Source organism: Roseburia sp. MSJ-14 (assembly GCF_018918225.1).
Taxonomy (GTDB): Bacteria; Bacillota; Clostridia; order Lachnospirales; family Lachnospiraceae; genus Petralouisia.
On record NZ_JAHLQD010000008.1, the window covers coordinates 672,684 to 694,439 of the forward strand.

The 21,756-nt window shown below is 38.0% G+C and carries 24 protein-coding genes and 1 riboswitch; all 24 genes read right to left on the minus strand.

Annotated features, from left to right (window positions below; genetic code table 11):
- Positions 1-18: 18 nt before the first annotated feature.
- Positions 19-153, minus strand: a complete 135-nt coding sequence (locus tag KQI83_RS05690) for a vanadium nitrogenase (RefSeq protein WP_216555347.1) — start codon at positions 151-153, stop codon at positions 19-21.
- A gap of 50 nt (positions 154-203) precedes the next feature.
- The gene (gene rnhA, locus KQI83_RS05695) at positions 204-683 is read right to left on the minus strand and encodes a ribonuclease HI (protein ID WP_216555348.1); all 480 of its coding nucleotides are present in this window, start codon (positions 681-683) and stop codon (positions 204-206) included.
- A 25-nt stretch (positions 684-708) separates the two neighbouring features.
- Positions 709-1,470 carry an MBL fold metallo-hydrolase gene (locus KQI83_RS05700; protein ID WP_216555350.1) on the minus strand — a complete coding sequence of 254 codons (762 nt, stop codon included), beginning with the start codon at positions 1,468-1,470 and terminating at the stop codon, positions 709-711.
- A gap of 106 nt (positions 1,471-1,576) precedes the next feature.
- Positions 1,577-3,064: a stage IV sporulation protein A gene (spoIVA, locus tag KQI83_RS05705; protein WP_216555352.1), complete on the minus strand. Its 1,488-nt coding sequence runs from the start codon at positions 3,062-3,064 to the stop codon at positions 1,577-1,579.
- An 88-nt stretch (positions 3,065-3,152) separates the two neighbouring features.
- Positions 3,153-4,652: a 4-alpha-glucanotransferase gene (gene malQ, locus KQI83_RS05710; RefSeq protein ID WP_216555353.1), complete on the minus strand. Its 1,500-nt coding sequence runs from the start codon at positions 4,650-4,652 to the stop codon at positions 3,153-3,155.
- The gene (locus tag KQI83_RS05715; RefSeq protein WP_216555354.1) at positions 4,645-5,673 is read right to left on the minus strand and encodes a LacI family DNA-binding transcriptional regulator; all 1,029 of its coding nucleotides are present in this window, start codon (positions 5,671-5,673) and stop codon (positions 4,645-4,647) included. The genes malQ and KQI83_RS05715 overlap by 8 nt, the downstream gene beginning before the upstream one ends.
- 24 nt (positions 5,674-5,697) lie before the next feature.
- Positions 5,698-6,537: a carbohydrate ABC transporter permease gene (locus KQI83_RS05720; protein WP_216555355.1), complete on the minus strand. Its 840-nt coding sequence runs from the start codon at positions 6,535-6,537 to the stop codon at positions 5,698-5,700.
- On the minus strand, positions 6,537-7,379 hold the full coding sequence (locus KQI83_RS05725) for a carbohydrate ABC transporter permease (RefSeq protein WP_216555356.1): 843 nt from the start codon (positions 7,377-7,379) through the stop codon (positions 6,537-6,539). The genes KQI83_RS05720 and KQI83_RS05725 overlap by 1 nt, the downstream gene beginning before the upstream one ends.
- A gap of 78 nt (positions 7,380-7,457) precedes the next feature.
- Positions 7,458-8,804, minus strand: coding sequence for an ABC transporter substrate-binding protein (locus KQI83_RS05730; RefSeq protein ID WP_216555357.1), 1,347 nt, complete (start codon positions 8,802-8,804; stop codon positions 7,458-7,460).
- Between the two features lie 276 nt (positions 8,805-9,080).
- Entirely contained in the window at positions 9,081-9,398 is a 318-nt protein-coding gene (locus tag KQI83_RS05735; RefSeq protein ID WP_216555358.1) for a hypothetical protein, read from the minus strand.
- A complete protein-coding gene (locus KQI83_RS05740; protein ID WP_216555361.1) occupies positions 9,395-9,925 on the minus strand; it encodes a hypothetical protein in 531 nt (176 codons plus the stop codon). The genes KQI83_RS05735 and KQI83_RS05740 overlap by 4 nt, the downstream gene beginning before the upstream one ends.
- 11 nt (positions 9,926-9,936) lie before the next feature.
- A complete protein-coding gene (locus KQI83_RS05745) occupies positions 9,937-10,446 on the minus strand; it encodes a hypothetical protein (RefSeq protein WP_216555363.1) in 510 nt (169 codons plus the stop codon).
- Positions 10,443-10,904 (minus strand): RNA polymerase sigma factor, encoded by a 462-nt coding sequence (locus KQI83_RS05750; protein ID WP_442969777.1) that lies wholly within the window; start codon positions 10,902-10,904, stop codon positions 10,443-10,445. Before KQI83_RS05750 ends, KQI83_RS05745 begins: the two co-directional genes overlap by 4 nt.
- 207 nt (positions 10,905-11,111) lie before the next feature.
- Complete coding sequence (gene sdaAA, locus KQI83_RS05755; RefSeq protein WP_216555365.1) at positions 11,112-11,981, minus strand: L-serine ammonia-lyase, iron-sulfur-dependent, subunit alpha; 870 nt, start codon at positions 11,979-11,981, stop codon at positions 11,112-11,114.
- Positions 11,971-12,645 carry an L-serine ammonia-lyase, iron-sulfur-dependent subunit beta gene (gene sdaAB / locus KQI83_RS05760; protein ID WP_216555367.1) on the minus strand — a complete coding sequence of 225 codons (675 nt, stop codon included), beginning with the start codon at positions 12,643-12,645 and terminating at the stop codon, positions 11,971-11,973. Before sdaAB ends, sdaAA begins: the two co-directional genes overlap by 11 nt.
- A 9-nt stretch (positions 12,646-12,654) precedes the next feature.
- Positions 12,655-13,821 carry an FprA family A-type flavoprotein gene (locus KQI83_RS05765; RefSeq protein ID WP_216555369.1) on the minus strand — a complete coding sequence of 389 codons (1,167 nt, stop codon included), beginning with the start codon at positions 13,819-13,821 and terminating at the stop codon, positions 12,655-12,657.
- Between the two features lie 109 nt (positions 13,822-13,930).
- Positions 13,931-15,316, minus strand: coding sequence for an NADPH-dependent glutamate synthase (gene gltA, locus KQI83_RS05770; protein WP_216555371.1), 1,386 nt, complete (start codon positions 15,314-15,316; stop codon positions 13,931-13,933).
- Positions 15,316-16,203: a sulfide/dihydroorotate dehydrogenase-like FAD/NAD-binding protein gene (locus KQI83_RS05775; RefSeq protein ID WP_216555374.1), complete on the minus strand. Its 888-nt coding sequence runs from the start codon at positions 16,201-16,203 to the stop codon at positions 15,316-15,318. The genes gltA and KQI83_RS05775 overlap by 1 nt, the downstream gene beginning before the upstream one ends.
- 216 nt (positions 16,204-16,419) lie before the next feature.
- The gene (locus tag KQI83_RS05780; protein WP_253295497.1) at positions 16,420-17,766 is read right to left on the minus strand and encodes an MATE family efflux transporter; all 1,347 of its coding nucleotides are present in this window, start codon (positions 17,764-17,766) and stop codon (positions 16,420-16,422) included.
- Between the two features lie 124 nt (positions 17,767-17,890).
- Complete coding sequence (locus KQI83_RS05785) at positions 17,891-18,712, minus strand: energy-coupling factor ABC transporter ATP-binding protein (RefSeq protein ID WP_216555377.1); 822 nt, start codon at positions 18,710-18,712, stop codon at positions 17,891-17,893.
- 10 nt (positions 18,713-18,722) lie between these two features.
- Entirely contained in the window at positions 18,723-19,538 is an 816-nt protein-coding gene (cbiQ, locus tag KQI83_RS05790) for a cobalt ECF transporter T component CbiQ (protein WP_216555380.1), read from the minus strand.
- A gap of 11 nt (positions 19,539-19,549) precedes the next feature.
- Complete coding sequence (locus KQI83_RS05795; protein WP_216555383.1) at positions 19,550-19,870, minus strand: energy-coupling factor ABC transporter substrate-binding protein; 321 nt, start codon at positions 19,868-19,870, stop codon at positions 19,550-19,552.
- Positions 19,871-19,875: 5 nt separating this feature from the next.
- Positions 19,876-20,622, minus strand: a complete 747-nt coding sequence (locus tag KQI83_RS05800; RefSeq protein ID WP_216555385.1) for an energy-coupling factor ABC transporter permease — start codon at positions 20,620-20,622, stop codon at positions 19,876-19,878.
- A 179-nt stretch (positions 20,623-20,801) separates the two neighbouring features.
- Positions 20,802-20,992: riboswitch (cobalamin riboswitch) on the minus strand.
- Between the two features lie 77 nt (positions 20,993-21,069).
- Complete coding sequence (locus tag KQI83_RS05805; RefSeq protein ID WP_216555386.1) at positions 21,070-21,717, minus strand: HD domain-containing protein; 648 nt, start codon at positions 21,715-21,717, stop codon at positions 21,070-21,072.
- Between the last annotated feature and the right edge of the window lie 39 nt (positions 21,718-21,756).

The following is a 21,756-nucleotide window of genomic DNA, read 5'->3' on the forward strand; positions in this document are numbered from 1 at the left end:
CTGTCTATTCTCTTTATTTTACTTCTCGCTTAAGCCCTTTTTAGCATCGCTTCTGTCACGCAACTTCTTTCCCAAAAAGATTCCCAGTCCCGCGACTGCAACGAGAAGAACAAAAATAATTGCATACTGTAAAAAACTAGCCCAAAATGTCATATTCTGCACCTCCTATCAAAGTTTAATCATATCATATGGTTTGTTCATTTTCAAGTGTCGGAAATAGTATCTTCCAACAGATTATCCCCATCTGCCGCCGTTGTTGCTAAATAGTCACAACGCTCATTCATGACATGTCCGTCATGTCCCTTTACCCAATGAAAAACTACTTCATGCGGTTGCATTGCCTGTAATAATTCTTTCCATAAATCAATATTTTTTACAGGCTTTCCATCTGACTTTTTCCACCCCTTTTTCATCCAGCCATAAATCCATTTCTGATTAAATGCATCTACTAAATATTTGGAATCAGAATACAAGTCCACTTTGCATGCCCGATTAAGTTGCTGCAAACTTCGGATTGCTGCTAATAACTCCATTCGGTTATTCGTTGTCTTTTTATATCCTGCGGAAATTTCTTTTTTATAGATTTTTCCGCTGGCATCCATATAAGTGAGTACAGCTCCGTAACCTCCCGGTCCTTCCGGATTACCTCTTGCTGCACCATCGGTATATATCTTTACTTCCATTCTTTTAGTCCTTTTCTAACTTATTCTATATCTGCAAACATTCCTGATTTTCATGGGAAATCTCTATCACATGAGCTGCCTTTTCTTCCGGCAAGGTATCCTTATACTGACGAATACACTCATATTGCTTCCACATATGCATAGGAATCACATAATCCGCCTTCACCTGTTCTAAAAAATAATCCATTCCAAGCGTCATATCTTTGCTTTGCCTTGGATCTAATACCACAAATGCCACTTGAATATGCTTGTCCTTCAAACAATTCACCTGTTCTTTATAGGTGTGTTCCTGATATTGATTATCTTCTTCGGTCTCACCCTCCCAGTGCCACCAGTTTAAGTCTCCTGCATGATAAATTGTCTGCTCTCCATACGTTACCACAAATGCCACTCCACTGTCTGTAGACTCTAATGTTTCTACCTTGATGTCGCCAAGCACTAAGGTTTCCTGTGGCTTCATGTAATGTATGTTTTCCTTTAGCTTTGCTATGTCACTATTTGGAAGAAGCCGCTGCAATGCAGAATTTCCCAATTTCTTTTTGATTTCTTTTGCAAAAATATAATGAATGTTTGCATAGCGGCAACTCCACTTTAACACTTCCATGTCAAAATGGTCTCTGTGCCCATGGCTGGAAAACACATACATTTCGGTATCTTCCGGGAACTCCGGCATTTCTCCATAATAGATACAGTCTCCGGAACTTTTTCCATCGTAATAGTCAAATACCAATACTTTTTTATTCCATTCTACATAAAATGCACTGTGATGAATATAGGTTACCTTCATATGTTTCCTTTCTTTTGCCCATATATGTTATATTATACTAAATTTTTTCTGCCTTGTACATAAAAAGGTTAGGAAATGTTACTCCATTTCCTAACCACTATGCTTATTATATAATAATGCATACCAGACCACCATTGCTGTCGTTTACAATCTTTTGCATGGTATCTTGAAGCTTTAACTGACTTTCATCATCCATCATGGTTATCTTGCTTCGTATTCCATCCTCCACCAATTCTCCGATAGATTTGCCGAAAATATTGGTCTGCCACAAACCATCTTCCTGATCCCTTGAGGTCTTGATATATCCGATTAAATCCTGTGCCTGTTCTTCATTTCCGATAATCGGTGCAATTTCCGTTTCCACATTGGCTTTAATCATGTGAATAGACGGAGATTGTGCTTTGATTTTTACACCAAATTTATTTCCATGTTTAATAAGAACCGGTTCTTCGATTTCGATATCAGAAAGCTGTGGCGTTACCACTCCGTATCCTTTTTGTTTCACTGCTTCCATGGCACTTGCCACCTTATCATACTCTCGTTTCATTCCGGATAACTCTTTTATCATGGAAATCAACTGATACTCTCCCTGAATCGGCACACCGGTTAATTCACTCATATTTTCATAATAGTATTTTTCATCAATATCAAAAATAATCTGTACCCTTCCTTTGGATAATTCCATTTTATCCAGCTTTATTTTCTTAATATATTCTCCCTCTGGTGCAAGTGTAACATTTCTGGCATCTCTGGCATAGGTAAACTGATTTAAAATATTCTTTGCATTTTCAATTATATTTTCCTTAATCTTATGGGTGTTTTCCAGCATTTCTACCCATTTCGGCAGATAAAATTCCACACGTTCAATTGGAAATTCATAAAGAATACTTTCCAAAATTCGATAAATATCATCTTTTCTAAGTTGCTCACAATTCACCGGTAACACAGATACACTATATTTCTGCGCCAATTCTTCGGACAACTTCTGACTTTCTGCACTGTATGGCTTTTGCGTATTTAGCAACACAATAAATGGTTTTCCTAACTTTTTTAATTGCGCTACTGTCTTTTCCTCTGCGGGAATATAACTTTCCCTTGGAAGTTCTGTAATGCTCCCATCTGTGGTAAGTACAATTCCAATATTAGAATGTTCTCGAATTACCTTTTGTGTTCCGATTTCTGCCGCCTGTGTAAAAGGAATCTCATAGTCAAACCATGGGGTTTTTACCATGCGCTCGTTTCCATCTTCCTGATGTCCGGTTGCCCCTTCTACCATAAATCCTACACAGTCAATCAGCCTTACCTTTACTTCCAAATCCTCTGCCAATCGTATTTTAGCTGCCTCTTTTGGTACGAATTTCGGTTCAGTCGTCATAATAGTTTTTCCCTGTGCAGACTGTGGCAATTCATCCGTTGCCCGCTCTCTGTCATTTTCATCTTCCATTTCAGGTAATACCATCACGTCCATAAAACGTTTGATAAACGTAGACTTTCCTGTCCGCACTGGCCCTACCACACCAATATAAATATCTCCATTTGTCCTTGCGCTGATATCTTTATAAATATTATATGTACCGGCACTGATATTTTCCATAAAAAAACCTCCTGTTCTACTGTTACCAGTATATGCAGGAGATTTTTTTACAATACCTTTTTCTTATGATATGTCTGTTTTTCTATACTTATTTTGCTTCTACCGCTTTCTTTGGAGCTCGTCCATATACTTCTACATAATTGCAAACTTTTTCTGCAAGTTTATCATCTATGGCATCTTCTTTCATACGCCACTTCCAGTTACATCCTAATGTAGAAGGAATATTCATTCTTCCTTCGCTACCGATTCCCAGAATATCCTGCATAGTAACTACTGCCATATCGCCTACACTGGCCCATACACCACGCATTACGCCCCAGTGATATCCTTCTGCACGATCAAGCTTCAAATATTCTTTTGCATATTCTACACACTCTTTTGATGCAGTATCCATCCAGCCGATAATGGTATCATTATCATGTGTTCCTGCATATACGATACAATTCTGGGTATAGTTATGAGGCAGATAATCTCCATCTTCTCTGGTATCAAAAGCAAACTGTATTAATTTCATTCCCGGATATCCGGAATCTTTTAACATCTGTCTTACAGAATCTGTTAAGAAACCTAAGTCTTCTGCAATGACATTCATCTTACCAAGCTTTTTCTCCATGGTACGGAAAAGTTCAATTCCCGGACCTTCTCTCCATTCCCCATTTCGTGCAGTCTTATCGCCAAATGGAATTGCATAATAAGAGTCAAATCCACGGAAATGATCAATTCTTACTACGTCAAAAAGCTTTGTCATTTTTTCCATTCGTTTTGTCCACCAGGTAAAGTCATCTTTTTTCATAACATCCCAACGGAACAATGGATTTCCCCAAAGCTGTCCATCTTCTGAGAATGCATCTGGCGGACAACCTGCTACATCAATTGGATCTAATTTTTCATCTAAATAGAACTGTGTTGGATTTGCCCATACATCGGCACTATCCATTGCTACATAAATTGGAACATCACCAATAATCTTGATTCCGTTATCATTTGCATATGTCTTTAATGCATTCCACTGCTGATAGAATAAGTACTGAAGCATTTTCCAGAACGCTACCTCTTCTGCCAGATCTGTTGCTGCCTTATTCATAGCTTCCGGTTTACGAAGTTTTAATTCTTCTTCCCACTGGCTCCAAGCTACGCCATTATGTGCATCTTTCAATGCCATAAACAATGCATAATCTTCTAACCAATCTTCCTGTTCTTTACAGAACTGATTGTATGCTTCCGGAACTGCCTTTTTAAATCTTTCATATGCCTTGTGCAATAAAGGATAACGGCTCTCATATAAGGTTCCATAATCTACTTCCTTGGCATTATCTCCCCAAGGATAAGCTTCACATTCTTTTTTTTCTAATAAACCTTCTTCACATAAAGTATCTAAATCGATAAAATATGGGTTTCCTGCAAAACTGGAAAAAGACTGGTAAGGTGAATCTCCGTAACTTGTTGGACAAATTGGTAACACCTGCCAGTATGTTTGCGCTGATTTTACGAGAAAGTCAACAAACTCTCTTGCCTCCTTTCCCATGGTTCCAATACCATACGGGGATGGTAAAGAAGAAATATGCATTAAAATTCCACTACTACGCATGCTGCGTTCCTCCTATTATTTTTTTCACACTTTCGCCTTCAATGAGAGTAAATGGTACAATCTCATGCACCGGACTAGTGCTTAACTCAATATAATTTAACAGTATTTCTACACTTCTGGATGCCAGGGTACTGTACTGCTGCTGTATGGTGGTAAGTTTTGGGTTATAATATTTTGCCAAAGCAATTCCATCAAATCCCATGACGGAAACATCTTCCGGAACCCTTACCCTCATATCAATCAAAGCTCGAATTGCTCCAATTGCAGTGACATCACTCATTGCAAATATTGCAGTAATATCACTTGCTCTTTTATACAGACGTTGCATTGCACCATATGCACTGTCATAAGAGAATCGAGCCTTTTCATAATATACACTTTCGTCAAAAGCTACCTTATGTTTGGTAAAACTTTTCACACAGCCGGCATAACGCTGTTTACTTGTATGGGACAAACTAAAATCTCCTCCTAAGATTCCGATTTTGGTATGTCCTTGTTCAATCAGATAATCGATGGCACATTCTGCTGCCGCCGGGTCATCTGTTGCAACACTTGATAAATTATCAAATTTCAGAGCATTCCCCTGGTTGGTTACCAGTACACAAGGAACATTTACTTCCTGGAAAGATTCTTCAAATGACTTTGGATTACCTCCAAGGAATAACATTCCCATTGGTTTGCGTTCCCTGCATACAATAACCGCTTGCTCTACTTCATTATCATCCTCATCTATGTAGGTGATACTTGCTGTATATCTTGTTTTTTCTATTTTTTTCTGTATTTCTTCTACAATGCTGGCAAACAACATATTCGAAGTTCCCTTTACCAAAACCGCTATGGTCTTACTACTATTTTGCTTTAAATGCTTTGCATTATTATTTGGCACGAAATGATGTTCCGCAACAATCTCCTCTATTCTTTTTTTTGCCTCAGGGCTTACATCCCTTCGATTATTTAGCACCCTAGATACGGTACTTACCGAATATCCGGATTCCTTTGCTATGTCTTTAATCGTTATCATATCATTTCCTGCCTTTTCGTGAATTTATCCCTTTACAGCCCCTGCAACAACCCCTTCAATAATATATTTCTGGCAAGCCATATAGAATACGATAATTGGTATAATTGCTAATACCAGCATCGCCATCATAGCACCCATATCTACGGAACCATATCCACCTTTTAAGTACTGAATTGCAATTGGAATTGTCTTCCATCTCTTAATATCTAATACCAGATATGGTAACAAATAGTCGTTCCAAATCCACATTGTCTGCAAAATTGTAACTGTAATGCAGGTTGGTTTTAAAATTGGAAGTACTACTTTAAAAAATGTTTGTAATGGATTACATCCATCAATCATGGCTGCTTCTTCTATTTCAAGCGGTATGCCCTTTACAAATCCACAGAACATAAATACCGCAAGGCCTGCTCCAAAACCTAGGTACACTGGTATAATACCTACTGGGCTATATAAATGCAACATATTTGCTAATTTTGATAACGTAAACATTACCATCTGAAATGGTACAATCATTGAAAACAAGCATAGGCAATACATCCCTTTTGAAAATTTAGAATTTACCCTTGAAATATACCATGCACACATTGATGTACATAAGATAATTGCTGCTACTGAGAATACTGTAATAAACAAGGAATTCTTAAATGCATCAAAGAAATGTATTCTCTCAATACCTCTAACATAATTTTCAAACTTGACAAACATTTTATCCACCGGGATAGAAAATGGTTGTCGGCTAATATAAACCTTTTTCTTAAATGAATTGATTGCTACCAATACAATCGGAAATACCCATGCGATTGAAATCAACACGAATAATATAGTCAATATCCAACCATGTTTAGCCTTTCTTACACCCATTACTGCTGCACCTCCTTATCTCTGGTAAGTCTCATCTGAATAACTGCTATTATTGCTACCAGAATAAAGAATATAACTGCTTTCGCCTGTCCTACGCCTTCCCATCCGGTTCTGCCGTAGAATGTATTAAAGATATTCAAAGCTAACAACTCTGACATATTGGATGGTTCACCGTTGGTCAATGCCAAGTTCTGGTCAAACAACTTGAATCCATTGGTCAAGGTCAAAAATGTACAAATTGTAATAGATGGCATAACCATCGGAATTGTTACATTTTTCAAAATCTGTCCAGAAGTTGCACCGTCAATTTTAGCAGCTTCTATTAATTCTCCCGGAATATTCTGAATACCTGCAATATAGATAATCATCATATATCCAATCTGTTGCCAGCACATTAAGATAACCAATCCCCAGAAACCATATGTAGAACTATAAGTCAAAGTCTTTTGGAAATGTGCTAAAATACCATTTAATAACAACTGCCATGTATATCCCAATACAATACCACCAATTAAGTTTGGCATGAAAAATACAGTTCTAAAAACATTAGTACCACTAATTCCCTTTGTTAAAAGCATCGCAATAGCAAATGCCAATACATTGATTAACACTACTGAAACAATTGTAAATAAAGCAGTGTACCACAATGCATGTATAAATGTTTTATCCGTAAATATTTTTAAATAATTACTAATACCTACAAATTTCGCATCGGTAACCGTTGTAAACTTACAAAACGATAAATAAATACCCATAATAAAAGGAACTAAAAATCCAATTGTAAATGCTACTAAAGTTGGCAGTGCAAAAATAGGAAAGTATTTTTTTATTGATTTTTGCATACCTTTCTTCCTTTCTATTAAAAATAGGGCAGGCATTACCTGCCCTATTCACTTAAATTCTGCTAAACTATTTGCGTCTTATTTGTTTGCTGCTGCATATTCGGAAGCCCATCCGTCAACAAATGCGGTTTTAACTGCATCCCAATTGCCTGTGCCCTGTGCATATTCAAGTAATGCACTTCCTACACCATTCTTCCACTCTTCAGATGGCATTGTTGTAAAGCACCATGCAACAGATTCTTTTCCATCATCTACATATTCATTTGCAGCTTTTACTAATGGGTTCTCTGGTAAGTAATCATCCATAGATTTGAAAGGTGTTACGAACTGTAATTCGTCTCTTACAAATTCACATCCTTCATCACTTGTCATTACCCAGTTAATGAAATCTAATGTAGCTTTAATATCTTCTTCCGAAGCTTTCTTGTTTACACACCAGTAGTTTTCAGATCCGGTACAAAGTCCCTGATTCTCTTCACCGTCAACTCCAATGTAAATTGGAAGCATTCCCATATCATCATCAGCTACTTCGTTGTCTTTGATATCGTTGTATGCCCATGTACCATTCTGGTAAAATACAGCTTCACCCATTGCAAATTCTGCTGCTGCATCTTCACCGGTTGCACTAGAAAGCATTGTTGGTTCAATTGTAGAATCTGTGATATATAAATCCCAAATATTCTTGTAGTTATCAAGGTAAGTTCCTTTGATAGCATCGGTAGATTCGATTCCATCTGCTTTGTATTCATAGTAGATTGGAAGGTTTGCTAAATGAGTTTTGAATCTCCAGTCTGAGGAAGAATCCATACCAGCGGAAGTAAATGCTCCGTTGATTCCTAACTCATCCTTACGAGCCTGCATATCATCAGCTACTTCTTTTAACTTATCAAAGCTATTAATTTCAGAAGCATCTGAAATTTTAGCTCCGTCTAATGCACAATAATCAGCTACTAACGCTTTGTTGTAAATGATTCCGTATGTTTCGATAACGTATGCAATTCCCAATACCTGTCCATCATCTGATTTTAATGCGAAATCATCACTCTTTAACTGGCTGTAAAGATCGCTATCTTTTAAGTCATAGCAGTAATCTTTCCATGAAGCCAATCCAACCGGTCCATTTACCTGGAATAATGTAGGAGCTTCGTCTTTTGCCATTTCAGACTTCAAAGTAGATTCATAAGTTCCGGAAGCTGCTGTTTCAACAGTTACAGGTACTCCTGTTTCGTCTGTGTACTTTTCAGCAAGTTCCTTCCACTGATCTGCCTGTTCCGGCTTGAAATTCAAAAAGTATACGGTTCCTTCGCTGCTTGCATCTTTTTTCCCACCTGAATTACTAGTTTTCCCATTGCTATTACCGCATCCTGCAAGCATTGATACAGCCATAGCAGCCACTAACATAAGTGATACTAATTTTCTTTTCATAGTATACATCCTCCTAATATAATGATATGAATCATATTCTGAAAACGATTCCGAAAGCGTTTCCGGTAACGTTTTCATTTGATAGTATAAGTATAGTGCCTATTTCAGAAAAAATCAATAGTATTTTGTATTTCTTTTGTGACTTTGTTTCTTTTTTACAGTTTACTCATTGTTTTTTTGTGAAATACGCACAATTTATTTCCTATTGCAGCACAAAAGAGTCCGGCAAGCGGACTCTTGCGCGCCCGAGCGGTGTCGCTCACGACTAATTTCATTTTAAGAAAGATACACATACCCGTGCTGCACATAATATTCCATTCCCATTTGGAGAATTCCCATTCCCATAGAAAAGCATATCAGCAAAAATGTAATAATAATGGCTCCTTTGTCATACTTGATAATCTCTTTCTCCCAGGTAGATTGCCGTATATTTGCCACAAGCATTTCTATTCCCAATGCAATTAGAATTACAGGCCATAGCTTCATAATGATTACCAGACTTAAGGATGGAAAAATCATATGCACGAAAAACAACATTCCAAATACGATTAACAAACTCCCACAAGTAATACTTCCTACTCTTCTGGTTCTCATAAGTTTTCCTCCTTTTCCTCATCTTTATCTAATGCTGCCTTTTTTCCACGAATCATCATAATTCCTATTATAATCAAGATTACTGCTACTACAATCTGTGGAACCTGTTCGATAACCTCCAGACAAATTCCTTCCGGTAGAAAATCATATAAATAATCAGAAAACTGTCTCCACAATACTGCTGCTCCTACAAAAATCAAAACCCCTGCAACAACATTTTTCTGCTTTTTTTCCCACTTTTCTTTTTGAAATACCTGCTCTATATGAAACAGATAGTCATCTTCTACTGCATAAAACTCCTCATCCGGCAAACTTCTTAAGTTGTGTACATGGAACAAACTATAACACCATAATATCGGTAATACGAATAGCACCTGATCGATTTGCAGATAGGAAGCTACAAATATTAATCCCCAAAATGCTCCCATAATGCTTAATCCCTGTTTCATAAATCCCATATACATTTCTCCCACTCCCGGTATCAATGAAAAACAAAATGCTAAAAATCCATTTTTCTTTCCTGTCATCTCAATTCCTCCTATTTCTGTTCTTCCGGCGTTTCTCGCTCTATCTGAAAGAAGCCGCTTGTTATACTATTTAGTGCATCATTAACAAAACTACTACCTTGATTTAATCTATCTGTAATACTTTCCTTTCTCTGAACACTTTCTGTCTGTTTTGGTTGTTCTTGTGGTGCTACCGACTTCATACTTTGAAAGTTTGTTGTTATAGTTAATAAAAATATGGAAGCCACAACCGCAAGACCTACCTTCAGACTATATATCATTAATTGCATTCTCTTTGTCGTCCGCTTTACTTTGACTACCGTCTGTACATCTACCTGTCTGGTTCTCTTTATAATTTCTTCTTTTAAATAAGCAGGTGGTTCCATTAAGTCCTGTTCCATCCAGTTTCCAAATTGTTCTGCACAATAGGTGCACTTTCCTGTATGTAACAAAAAAGCTTCTTCTTCCTGACTATTCAACGTTCCCTGTTGCCAGTTTTCAAACATTTCTTTTGTAATATGTTCTTTGTTTACTTCTGTCATCTTCTGGTTGCCCTCCCTTCTATCAACTTCTTAATCATCGCTTTCGCTCGATATATTTGGGTTTGTACTGTTTTTATTCCTTTTCCCGTTTCTTCTGCTATTTCCTTTGCTGATTTTTCCCGGTAAAAATGTTCTGTCGCTACTTCTTTATATGGACTTTTCAGGCTTTGACAGATAGTAAATACATATTCTTTGGATTCTTCCTGTAAGTATGCCGCTTCCGGTCCATCTCTGTTGTCTTTTACTTCTGCAAAATAAGTATCTTCCGTAGGTTCACTTCTTCTTCCTGCTGCCTTGCAAAAGTCTAATCCTTTGTTTGTGGCAATCTTACAAATCCACGCCTTTTCATAATCCCTTTGAAATGTAGCTAAATTTTTATAGACGGATAAAAATGTATCCTGAGTCAAATCTTCTGCATCAAACTGATTACCTGTAAATTTAAAACATATAGAATACACTAATTTCTGATACGTCTCTAACAGATAATCAAAATATTCTTCTTGATTAATTTTTATCCGCCTCCTTTCTTTTTTACTATCTGTTCATTTATTATAACGAGAGTTATCCATAAATGTCTTCAAAATAATAAATTTTTTTCATAGAATTTTTTTTCATAGAAAAAGACCAAATCTCTTTCAAGATTCGGCCTCATATACTTTTTTCTTTTATTTTGACATTCTTCTTGCGATTTCTTCTCCGGCGAGTGTTGCGGCCAAACCGCCTTCTCCTGTTTCTTTTAACGTTCCGGGCAATGCCATACCTACTGCGCGCATAGCGTCAATTACTTCATCCGGCGGAATGCGACTGACAATTCCAGCCATTGCCATATCCGCACTGGTAATCGCATTGACTGCTCCTATCACATTTCGCTTTACACAGGGAACCTCTACCAATCCCGCTACCGGATCACATACCAATCCTAACAGATTCTTCAAGGACATTGCTGCCGCATGTACAATTTCTTCTTCGGCACCCCCCTGTAGATAAGCCAATCCACCTGCTGCCATTGCACTGGCACTTCCTATCTCTGCCTGACAGCCTCCCGTTGCGCCTGCAATAAAAGCCCGCTCTGCGATTACTTCACCGATACCCGCAGCCACAAACATTGCCTCAATCATTTTTTCATCTGGCACTTTATACTTTTCCTGATAGGTTAAAAATACTGCCGGCATAACACCACAAGAGCCTGCTGTGGGTGCTGCAACAATTCGTTTCATACAGGCATTGGATTCTCCCATTTTCAATGCTTTTACCATAACATCTCCGATGAAATCTCCCGCCATGGTTTTTCCTGCCTCTACTGCCTCTTTCATTTTCTTCCCATCGCCACCTACCAGACCACTGGCAGATTTCAATTTTTCATCATACGAGGCATCCGCCATTCGCATAGTATCGTACATTCCCTGCATCGTTCCAAAAGATTCTTCTTCGGATACCATACGTTCTGACATATCCTCTTCTAAAATAACTCGCCAAAAAGGCTTCTTTTCTTTATTGGCACAATCCACGATTTCTTTTAAAGATTTAAAACTCATAATTTTCCACCAAACTCAAATATGTGACCTTTCGAATTCCTTCTAATTTTTCTAACCATTCAATAGATTCTTTTGGCAATTCTTTATCACATTCGATAATCATAACTGCATTGCCGCCTCTTCTGTCTCGATACAACTGCATGGTAGCAATATTCACAGACTTATGTGCCAACATGGAAGTAACCTCTGCTACATGTCCCGGCTGGTCTTGATTATGCACAATCAATGTAGGATAATCTCCACAGAAATTCGCCTCTAATCCATCTAATTTGCATATCTTAATTCTACCTCCACCAAGAGACGCTGCCTGAACCTCCAATTCTCTTCCGTGTTCTCCGGTAAGTTTTAATAAGACAGAATTAGGATGGGCATCCCGAAGTTCAATTCCCGCAACGGTAAACTCCATCCCGCATTCCTTTGCCACCTGAAAACTATTTGGAATTCGTTCATCCTCCGGATGCATTCCCAATAGTCCGGCAATAATGGCACGATCTGTTCCATGCCCCTTTCCTGTTGCCAGAAAAGAGCCATGGAGGTAAATCTCTGCCTTGTGTACTTTTTCATTCAATAATAAATGTGCAATATATCCAATCCGCACAGCACCTGCTGTATGGGAACTGGAAGGACCTACCATTACAGGTCCCACAATATCAAATAAATTCATTTCTTTTTCCTACTTTGTCAGTAATTCCTCTGCAAGTTCTTCCATTTGTGTTACATTTTCCGGTTTCATGGTGGACTTAATGGTAACTGTTTTCTCGCAAATTGTAATTTCCTTCATTCCTTCTAAAATTCCCTTCATGGTCTTTGCTGCCATTGGCCCCCAAGAACCATTTTCAATCAGGGCAATCTTACGTTTTTGATAATTCTTGCTCTTTAAATGATGAAGAAAATCTTCCATACACGGGAATACTCCGCCGTCATAGGTTGCTGCTGCAAGCACCACCTTATCATAACGGAATGCATCTTCTACTGCCTCTGCCATATCATCTCTTGACAAGTCTGTAATTGCAACCTTGGCAGCTCCTTTCGCTTCTAATATTTCCTTCATCTTTTCTGCTGCCTTTTTGGTATTTCCATGAATCGAAGCATATGCTACCAATACACCATCGTCTTCTGGTTCATAACTGCTCCAGGTATTATATTTTCCAATATAATATCCTAAATTTTCCTTTAAAATCGGTCCATGTAACGGGCAAATCATCGCTATATCTAATGTTGCAGCCTTTTTCAAGAGGGCTTGTACCTGTACACCGTATTTTCCAACAATATTGAAATAATAACGTCTTGCTTCACATGCCCAGTCTTCTTCTGTATCAAGTGCACCGAATTTTCCGAATCCATCTGCTGAGAATAAAATTTTCTCGCTCTTTTCATAAGTAACCATAACTTCCGGCCAATGTACCATTGGTGCCATGAAGAACTGCAATTCATGCTGTCCAAGACTTAAGGTATCGCCTTCTTTTACAACAACAGAACGCTGGGATAAATCTACATCAAAGAACTGATTAATCATTGGAAATGTTTTTGCATTTCCAACTACTTTCATATCCGGATATTTCTCTACTAACTTTTGAATATTAGAAGCATGGTCCGGTTCCATATGGGAAACCACTAAATAATCCGGTGTTTTTCCTGCTAATGCTTTTTCCAGATTAGTAAGCCATTCCTCTGTTCTTCTTGCATCTACCGTATCCATAACCGCGATTTTTTCATCCATAATAAGATAAGAGTTATAAGAAACTCCATTTGGAACCTGATATTGGCTTTCAAATAAATCAATATCTTTATCATCTGCTCCAATATACAAAATGTTTTGTGTAATTGTAGTATCCTTCATTATTCTTTCCTCCTTGATTAGCTTTCATACGTTAACGCAACATATTTCTCTATATACCAGAAAAGGGACTTACCTTTACGGCAATCCCTTTTCTTTGGTTTCTTTTATTTTACTTGTTAGAAAGATATTCGTCAATACCTTTTGCAGCAGCTTTTCCTGCTCCCATTGCAAGAATTACAGTAGCAGCTCCTGTTACTGCATCTCCTCCGGCAAAGACTCCCGGCTTGCTGGTAGCACCGTTTGCTTCTTCTGCTACGATACATTTTCTTCTATTAATTTCCAGTCCTTTTGTGGTAGAAGAAATTAATGGATTTGGTGATGTTCCAAGTGACATGATAACAGTATCTAAGTCTAATTCAAACTCAGAACCCGGAATCTCTACCGGACTTCTTCTTCCGGACTCGTCCGGCTCACCTAATTCCATACGAATACAGGTCATTCCTTTTACCCATCCATTTTCATCCACTAAAATCTCTGTCGGATTGGTCAATAAATCAAAGATAATTCCTTCTTCCTTGGCATGATGAACTTCTTCCACACGGGCTGGAAGCTCGGATTCACTTCTTCGGTATACAATATGTACCTCTGCACCAAGTCTTAATGCTGTTCTTGCAGCGTCCATAGCAACATTTCCACCGCCAACAACAGCTACTTTCTTTCCTTTCATAATCGGAGTATCATACTCTTCTTTAAAGGCTTTCATCAGGTTATTTCTGGTAAGGAACTCGTTTGCAGAAAATACTCCGTTTGCCTGTTCTCCCGGAATCCCCATAAATCTTGGAAGCCCTGCTCCGGAACCTACGAATACTGCTTCAAATCCTTCTTCTTCCATTAACTCATCAATGGTAGTAGATTTTCCGATTACAACATTTGTCTCTATTTTAACGCCAAGTGCCTTAACATTCTCGATTTCCTTGGCTACTACCTTGCTCTTTGGTAAACGGAACTCCGGAATACCATAAATCAATACTCCACCTGCTTCATGGAGTGCTTCGAAAATGGTAACATCATATCCCATCTTTGCTAAGTCTCCTGCACAGGTAAGACCTGCCGGACCAGAACCGATTACAGCTACTTTATGTCCCTTCTTCTCGGTTGCAGGCTGTGGCTTGATTCCATTTTCTCTTGCCCAGTCAGCTACAAAACGTTCCATCTTACCGATAGAAACCGCTTCTCCTTTGATACCACGAATACACTTTCCTTCACATTGGCTTTCCTGTGGGCATACACGACCACATACAGCAGGAAGTGCGCTGGACTTACTAATAATATGATATGCTTCTTCAAAGTTGCCTTCTTTTACCTGAGAAACAAATCCCGGAATATCAATGGAAACCGGACAACCTTTTACACACTGTGCATTTTTACAATTCAGGCATCTGGTAGCTTCTGCCATTGCCTCTTCTTTATTATATCCTAAACATACTTCTTCAAAATTCTTGGCACGAACCTGTGGCTCCTGCTCTCTTACTGGTACTTTCTTCATTACATCCATTATTTGTCACCTCCGCAATGTCCACAGCCACCGTGATGTGTATCACCTTCCTGTAATTTTAACATGGCTCTTCCTTCTTCTGTCTTATACATCTGCTGACGTTTCATTGCCTGATCAAAATCTACCTTATGTCCATCAAATTCCGGACCATCAACACAGGCAAACTTCACTTCTCCGCCAACAGTTACACGACATGCTCCACACATTCCGGTTCCGTCTACCATAATTGGGTTCAGGGAAACAACGGTTGGAATCTCTAATTTCTTTGTAAGCAGACAGACAAACTTCATCATAATCATAGGTCCGATTGCAATACATAAATCATATTTATTTCCTGCATTCACCAGTTCTTCTAACTGATTGGTTCCCATACCGTGGAAACCATAAGAACCGTCATCGGTTGTTACATATAGATTTCCTGCTACTTTTTCCATCTCATCTACTAAAATCAACAGGTCCTTTGTCTTAGAACCCATGATAACATCACAGTCTACACCATTTTCATGCAGCCATTTTACCTGCGGATATACCGGAGCTGTACCTACACCACCGGCAATAAATACAATTTTCTTTTTCTTTAACTCTTCAATTGGTGTCTCAGTTAACTCAGAAGCACATCCTAAAGGACCTACAAAATCCTGGAAGGCATCTCCTTCTTCTAAACTTACCATTCTCTCTGTAGAAGCACCTACTGTCTGGAATACAATAGTAATGGTTCCTGCTTCTCGATTGTAATCACAAATTGTAAGAGGGATACGTTCTCCTTCTTCATCCATTTTTACAATTACAAATTCTCCAGGCAGACAAGACTTAGCAACGCGTGGTGCCTTTACTTCCATAAGATAAATCTTATCAGCCAGTTTTTTCTTTTTTACGATTGGGTACATTCTTAAACCTCCGCAACTTAGTTTCGTACATTTTATTCAACGTTTCTATTCTAATATACTTCTACCGAAAATTCAATGAATTTATCAAAAATTCTGTAAAGCGCAACAACATTAAAGCGTTAAAGTGTGTTTTTATTCTCCTTTTTTATACCTATCATTCTTTTTGCTTATGGCAATACCCATTATGAGCAAACTAATAGCTACTACCACTCTATATCATTTTACTGTTTTAGATACTCTCTTTACACAAGAAATACAAACCGGAACAATATAGAAACATGCAGATATCCATGCTGTCTGGTCCGCAAAACAAATTGCTGTAAATCCATAAGTTGATACAAAGACCATACTTACAAATATTCGCGCTACCATCTCAGTCATTCCGGAAAAAATAGCTCTTCCTGAAAATCCAAGTCCCTGTGTTGTCATTCGACAAACATTTAAAATTCCAAGGCTCCAGAAGAAATATCCCATGCAACGTAAATATTTTGCTGAAGCGTCTAATACTGCCGTTGCGCTTGATTTTACGAAAATAAGGGATAATGTTCTACCTGCGAAAATCAAAATAATTCCTGCAATCAGTCCATAGGTAACTCCTACCATTACTCCCTGGCGGATTCCCTTCTTGATTCGTTCTATTTTTCCTGCACCCAGATTCTGTCCACAGAATACAGATACTGCTGTTGCTACCGCATCAAACGGACACATGAAGAACTGTTTGATTCGCATACCTGCTGTAAATCCGGAAACGTACACACTTCCCAAAGAATTATTGGCTGACTGCATCACCATACTTCCGATTGCCGTAATGGAATACTGCAATCCCATAGGTATCCCCATAACAATTAAATCCTTCGTAACTGCTCCGCTCATTTTGCGGTCTTCTTTTCCCAAATGCAGAATTTCAAAGCGTTTATGTATAAAAATCAAACATAAGATTCCACTTACTGCCTGTGCCGTAATGGTTGCAATTGCTGCTCCTGCACACCCCCAATGCAATACAATAATGCACAATAAGTCTAAAAAAATATTTAATACCGTAGAACACGCAAGAAATAAAAACGGGGTCTTACTGTCTCCTACACTTCGTAAGATTCCTGCCAGAAAATTATATAAAAGTGTTGCCGGAATTCCCAAGAAAATAACTAACAAATACTGGTATGCTCCGTCATATATATCTTCCGGGGTAGACAGTAAATGTAAAATCTGAGGACACAGTATTGCACAAACAGCTGTCAAAACAACTGCAATTCCAACCGTTAATATCATTGCCTGAAAAATATAATTTCGCATTCGATCATAATCTCTCGCACCAAACCATTTTGCCACCGGAACTGCAAAGCCACAACATATGCCGATGCAAAATCCTAATACCAAAAACTGCACACTACTGGAAGCTCCCACACTTGCCAATGCATCCTGCCCTAAGAATCTTCCTACAATAGCTGCGTCAATAATGTTATATGTTTGTTGTAATAAATTTCCAATAAAAAGAGGCAACGCAAACTGTAACATCAGTTTTAGCGGATTGCCCTCTGTCATACTTTTGGTCACGTTTTTCATTCCTTCCACTTTTTACTTATATCATAAGATAATGTATCGCAGTATACGTTCAAAAATCTCTGCTTTTTTAGTATACCACAAATATAAAAAAGCGGAAATCCGTAACCTATTATTTTATTTTCTTTTATTTCAGTACGCCTTTTAATTCTTCCGGCACTCTGGGATAGCTTCCGTCCTCTACCAATCCCTTTTCTACCAAAGTCTCATATACGGTAAACATTGCCGGTTTTTTCAGGTGTGCCTGTTTTAACACTTCTTTGTTTTGAAAAATCTCTAACGGTGTTCCGTCAGCAATAATCTTTCCACCGCAAAATACTACAATTCGCTCTGCCCAACGATAAGCAAAATCTACATCATGGGTAGAGATTAGCAATGTTTTTCCCTCTGCTGACATTTTTGCCAGTACTTCTTCTAACATCTCTGCACTTAGTGGGTCCAATGCAGCCGTTGGTTCATCAAACAATACTACTTCTGACTTCATCGCTATAATATCTGCAATACTGACACGCTTTTTCTCACCACCGCTTAAATAGTGAGGGGGACGGTTTCTGTATTCGTTCAGATTCATGTATTCTATTGCTTCGTCTACCCGCTTTTTTACTTCTTCTCGTGGTAACTTCAGATTCATTGGTCCAAAGGATATTTCCCCTTGTACATCTGATGCAATCATCTGACTGTCTGCATCCTGAAAAACAAATCCTACATTTTTTCGCAATTCGTTTAAATCCTTTTTTCCAATTGCTTTTCCGCGATATGCAATCGTTCCTTCGTCCGGCTGTAACACACCGTTCAGATTCAAAAAAAACGTGGATTTTCCGGCACCATTAGAACCCATTACTGCAATTTTTTCGCCTTCTCTTACAGTCATATCAATATGTGCCAATGCATGTGTTCCCGTCTGATATGCATATGCCAAATTTTCTATTTTTATAATCTCTTCTGCCATTTTTCCGCCTTTATCTTCCTATATACCAAATCAAAACTAATGCTATCAGATATGCTGCCATTCCTGCAATTTGTACAAATGTTACCTTTTTTTCTTCTTCCAGAAATCTGATTTCTCCGTCATATCCTCTTGAAATCATTGCATCATAATAAGTATCTGCCTTTTTCAGTGATAAAATAAACAGGTTTCCTGCAATTTTTCCAAAAGAGCCACAAGCGGTTTTAAAGTCAATATAGCCTAATCTTGAAACTGCTGACCGCTTCATTCTGCCTTGCACATCTGTCAAAATAAAAATAAAACGATATATCATATTCATCAATTCCACAATAAGTTTCGGCACATGAGCCTTGCGCAGTACATTAATCAATTCCCCTGCCGGGGTAGACAATGCCATAAAATACATAGCTCCTACTGCACCTAATGCCTTAAAAAATAATTCTATTGCTTTCCATATATCTGCCTTCGTCATATAGAAATAGAACCATTTTAAATAAACACGATATTCGCCCACCGGTTTTGTAGATATTCCAAATGCAATAGCGACACATCCGAGTACCAAAAACGCAATTGGAATCTTCATCAGTTCCACATATTGACGGAACGGAACCCGATTTCCAATTACGTTTAACATCCCTACTGTAACAATTACTGTTAAGGATACCCAGATATCATTTAGCCCGATACATAATATAAGAATCAAAAGGGCAGATAAAACTTTATAACTTCCATTCCATTGACGCAATCCTGACTGATATGCATAAAAGTCCATGGTTTGCACGCCGTGGGAATGATGTCTGTGTTTGTGTCTGTGTTTCTGCCCTTCCATATTCATTCCTCTTAGTTTTCCTGTTTCTTATCTTCCCATTTCTTACGTTCTACAAAACGTCCCATAAGAAATGCAATAATTCCTACACCGATTCCGGTCTGAACGCAGAACATAAGACTTTCTACTTCTCCCGGTAATTCGCCGTCAATAAGAGTTTCTAAAACCGGAGTAAACCATGGTTCATAATCACCACTGATTTCTTCTACTACCTGACTTCCTGCATCATCTGATCCACCAAATTCTGCACCTTTTAAGGCAAATAATGGTATTACAATCATCAAAAGTACAACAATTAAAATTGCTGCTATTAACTTTTTATCTTTCTTTTTCATGCCTTCTATGCCTCCTCTAAATATTTGGTATCTTTTAATTCTTTCTGTGCGTAATTTTCCAAAGTAATCATAATAATTACAGTTAAGAATCCTTCAATGATTGCCAATGGAAGCTGTGTTGGTGCAAATACGCCAAGGAACTTCACTGCTGATGCTGCAACTCCGCCTTCGGAAGAAGGATATGCCAATGCAAGCTGTACACTGGTTACACAATATGTAAATAAATCTCCTAACATTGCTGCTAAAAATACGCTGACTCTTCGATTTACTTTTAATTTCTTTAATAATACAAAAATTCCGTAGGAAACAAATGGTCCTGCAATTGCCATGGAAAATGTATTTGCTCCTAAAGTAGTTAATCCGCCATGTGCTAATAAAATTGCCTGGAAAATCAACACAATAATTCCAAGGACACTCACCGCACTTGGTCCAAATAAAATGGCACCTAATCCTGTTCCTGTCATATGGGAACAACTTCCTGTTACAGATGGAATCTTTAAGGATGAGATTACAAATACAAATGCTCCTGCCATTGCAAGAAGTGTAATATTCTTTCGATTAGCCTTTAATTTCTTCTGAATGGAAAAAAATCCGCTTAGTAAGAATGGAATACAAATTACACCCCATCCGATACAAAATCCAAGTGGCAGATATCCCTCCATGATATGCATAGCATTTACCTGTGGTACAATTCCAAATGCTGCTGCAAATGCAATGCTTAACACAATTAGTTTCTTCTGATGTTTTGTCATAAATTTCTCCTTTCCGTCCCTTCGGGCATTCCGTTGTTTTGTCATAAAAAAAGTATCACATTTCTGCTTTCCCACGCAGTAAACTGATACTTCAAATAACCGATTATCTATTTTCTTCCAAACATCACAGAATTCCATAGTAATCAGTTCTCTGCAGCCAGTCATCTCTCGTAACTTCATGCATTCCTTTACAAAAGGCAGGTCTTCTGACTCAAGTTTCTTCGCCTTATCTTCCTTCCCGGTTTCCCAGTGGTTATGCGCATGCATTAAGATAAGACTCCACTTATACAGCGGCGGGACCGTATGGGATTTTCACCCATTTCCCTATTATCCTGTGGAGAATACAGGCACCTTCTGCAATTATATTTTTATCTTAGCGTAAAAGAACCGCTTTTCCCATTCTACTTTAGGGAAAGGCGGTTGTCAATATTTTTTCTCAATAACCTATCAAATATCAAAATACTTGCTGCCTATCATTAAGTCTTCCTTCAGTTCTTCTGCAAATTCGGCAGCAATTTTCTTTTTATGCTCCCAGATTTGGCTTGCTCTTGGAGTTACCATCGGATTTGGCTCCGGCTTATTGGAACTTTCCATAATATGGGTATAAGCATTTCCATAACTATTTGCATGAGCATTTCCTAATGTCATGCAATCCCATACAATTCCCATTGCTCCTTCCTCATCTAATAAATCTGCCTCCATAAGTAGAATCAACTCTTTGGATGTTTCAGGTTTCTTTAACAATTCCTTATTAGAATGTTTTCGTATCATATCTGCTACTTTATTGGTAAATACAGTATCCATGTTTTGTTTTTTGGCATATTCTAAAAATGCATGATAACTATGCTCTGCATGATTTTCATTATCACACTCTGCATATCCTATGTCATGAAAAATAGCAGCGGTATATAATGCTTCTAAATCTACATTTTCTCCGGCATCTTCTTTCAATCGAAAACACCAATGTAACACCCGAATGGTGTGATGGTATCTGGAGCGAAACGGATGCAAAGGATTGGGAGAATTTATCCCATGATGTTCTGTTAGGTATTCTCGTACATATTTTAAATATTCTCTATAATTTTCCTTTATCATTTTTGTTCCTATTCCTTGTCCTATTATAAAAACTGAGAA

Bases quoted from the DNA above. Each gene is read 5' to 3' on its own strand.
- KQI83_RS05690 (WP_216555347.1), bottom strand. From the start codon at position 153: ATGACATTTTGGGCTAGTTTTTTACAGTATGCAATTATTTTTGTTCTT.
- rnhA (WP_216555348.1), bottom strand. From the start codon at position 683: ATGGAAGTAAAGATATATACCGATGGTGCAGCAAGAGGTAATCCGGAA.
- KQI83_RS05700 (WP_216555350.1), bottom strand. From the start codon at position 1,470: ATGAAGGTAACCTATATTCATCACAGTGCATTTTATGTAGAATGGAAT.
- spoIVA (WP_216555352.1), bottom strand. From the start codon at position 3,064: ATGGAAAATATCAGTGCCGGTACATATAATATTTATAAAGATATCAGC.
- malQ (WP_216555353.1), bottom strand. From the start codon at position 4,652: ATGCGTAGTAGTGGAATTTTAATGCATATTTCTTCTTTACCATCCCCG.
- KQI83_RS05715 (WP_216555354.1), bottom strand. From the start codon at position 5,673: ATGATAACGATTAAAGACATAGCAAAGGAATCCGGATATTCGGTAAGT.
- KQI83_RS05720 (WP_216555355.1), bottom strand. From the start codon at position 6,537: ATGGGTGTAAGAAAGGCTAAACATGGTTGGATATTGACTATATTATTC.
- KQI83_RS05725 (WP_216555356.1), bottom strand. From the start codon at position 7,379: ATGCAAAAATCAATAAAAAAATACTTTCCTATTTTTGCACTGCCAACT.
- KQI83_RS05730 (WP_216555357.1), bottom strand. From the start codon at position 8,804: ATGAAAAGAAAATTAGTATCACTTATGTTAGTGGCTGCTATGGCTGTA.
- KQI83_RS05735 (WP_216555358.1), bottom strand. From the start codon at position 9,398: ATGAGAACCAGAAGAGTAGGAAGTATTACTTGTGGGAGTTTGTTAATC.
- KQI83_RS05740 (WP_216555361.1), bottom strand. From the start codon at position 9,925: ATGACAGGAAAGAAAAATGGATTTTTAGCATTTTGTTTTTCATTGATA.
- KQI83_RS05745 (WP_216555363.1), bottom strand. From the start codon at position 10,446: ATGACAGAAGTAAACAAAGAACATATTACAAAAGAAATGTTTGAAAAC.
- sdaAA (WP_216555365.1), bottom strand. From the start codon at position 11,981: ATGAGTTTTAAATCTTTAAAAGAAATCGTGGATTGTGCCAATAAAGAA.
- sdaAB (WP_216555367.1), bottom strand. From the start codon at position 12,645: ATGAATTTATTTGATATTGTGGGACCTGTAATGGTAGGTCCTTCCAGT.
- KQI83_RS05765 (WP_216555369.1), bottom strand. From the start codon at position 13,821: ATGAAGGATACTACAATTACACAAAACATTTTGTATATTGGAGCAGAT.
- gltA (WP_216555371.1), bottom strand. From the start codon at position 15,316: ATGGATGTAATGAAGAAAGTACCAGTAAGAGAGCAGGAGCCACAGGTT.
- KQI83_RS05775 (WP_216555374.1), bottom strand. From the start codon at position 16,203: ATGTACCCAATCGTAAAAAAGAAAAAACTGGCTGATAAGATTTATCTT.
- KQI83_RS05780 (WP_253295497.1), bottom strand. From the start codon at position 17,766: ATGAAAAACGTGACCAAAAGTATGACAGAGGGCAATCCGCTAAAACTG.
- KQI83_RS05785 (WP_216555377.1), bottom strand. From the start codon at position 18,712: ATGGCAGAAGAGATTATAAAAATAGAAAATTTGGCATATGCATATCAG.
- cbiQ (WP_216555380.1), bottom strand. From the start codon at position 19,538: ATGGAAGGGCAGAAACACAGACACAAACACAGACATCATTCCCACGGC.
- KQI83_RS05795 (WP_216555383.1), bottom strand. From the start codon at position 19,870: ATGAAAAAGAAAGATAAAAAGTTAATAGCAGCAATTTTAATTGTTGTA.
- KQI83_RS05800 (WP_216555385.1), bottom strand. From the start codon at position 20,622: ATGACAAAACATCAGAAGAAACTAATTGTGTTAAGCATTGCATTTGCA.
- KQI83_RS05805 (WP_216555386.1), bottom strand. From the start codon at position 21,717: ATGATAAAGGAAAATTATAGAGAATATTTAAAATATGTACGAGAATAC.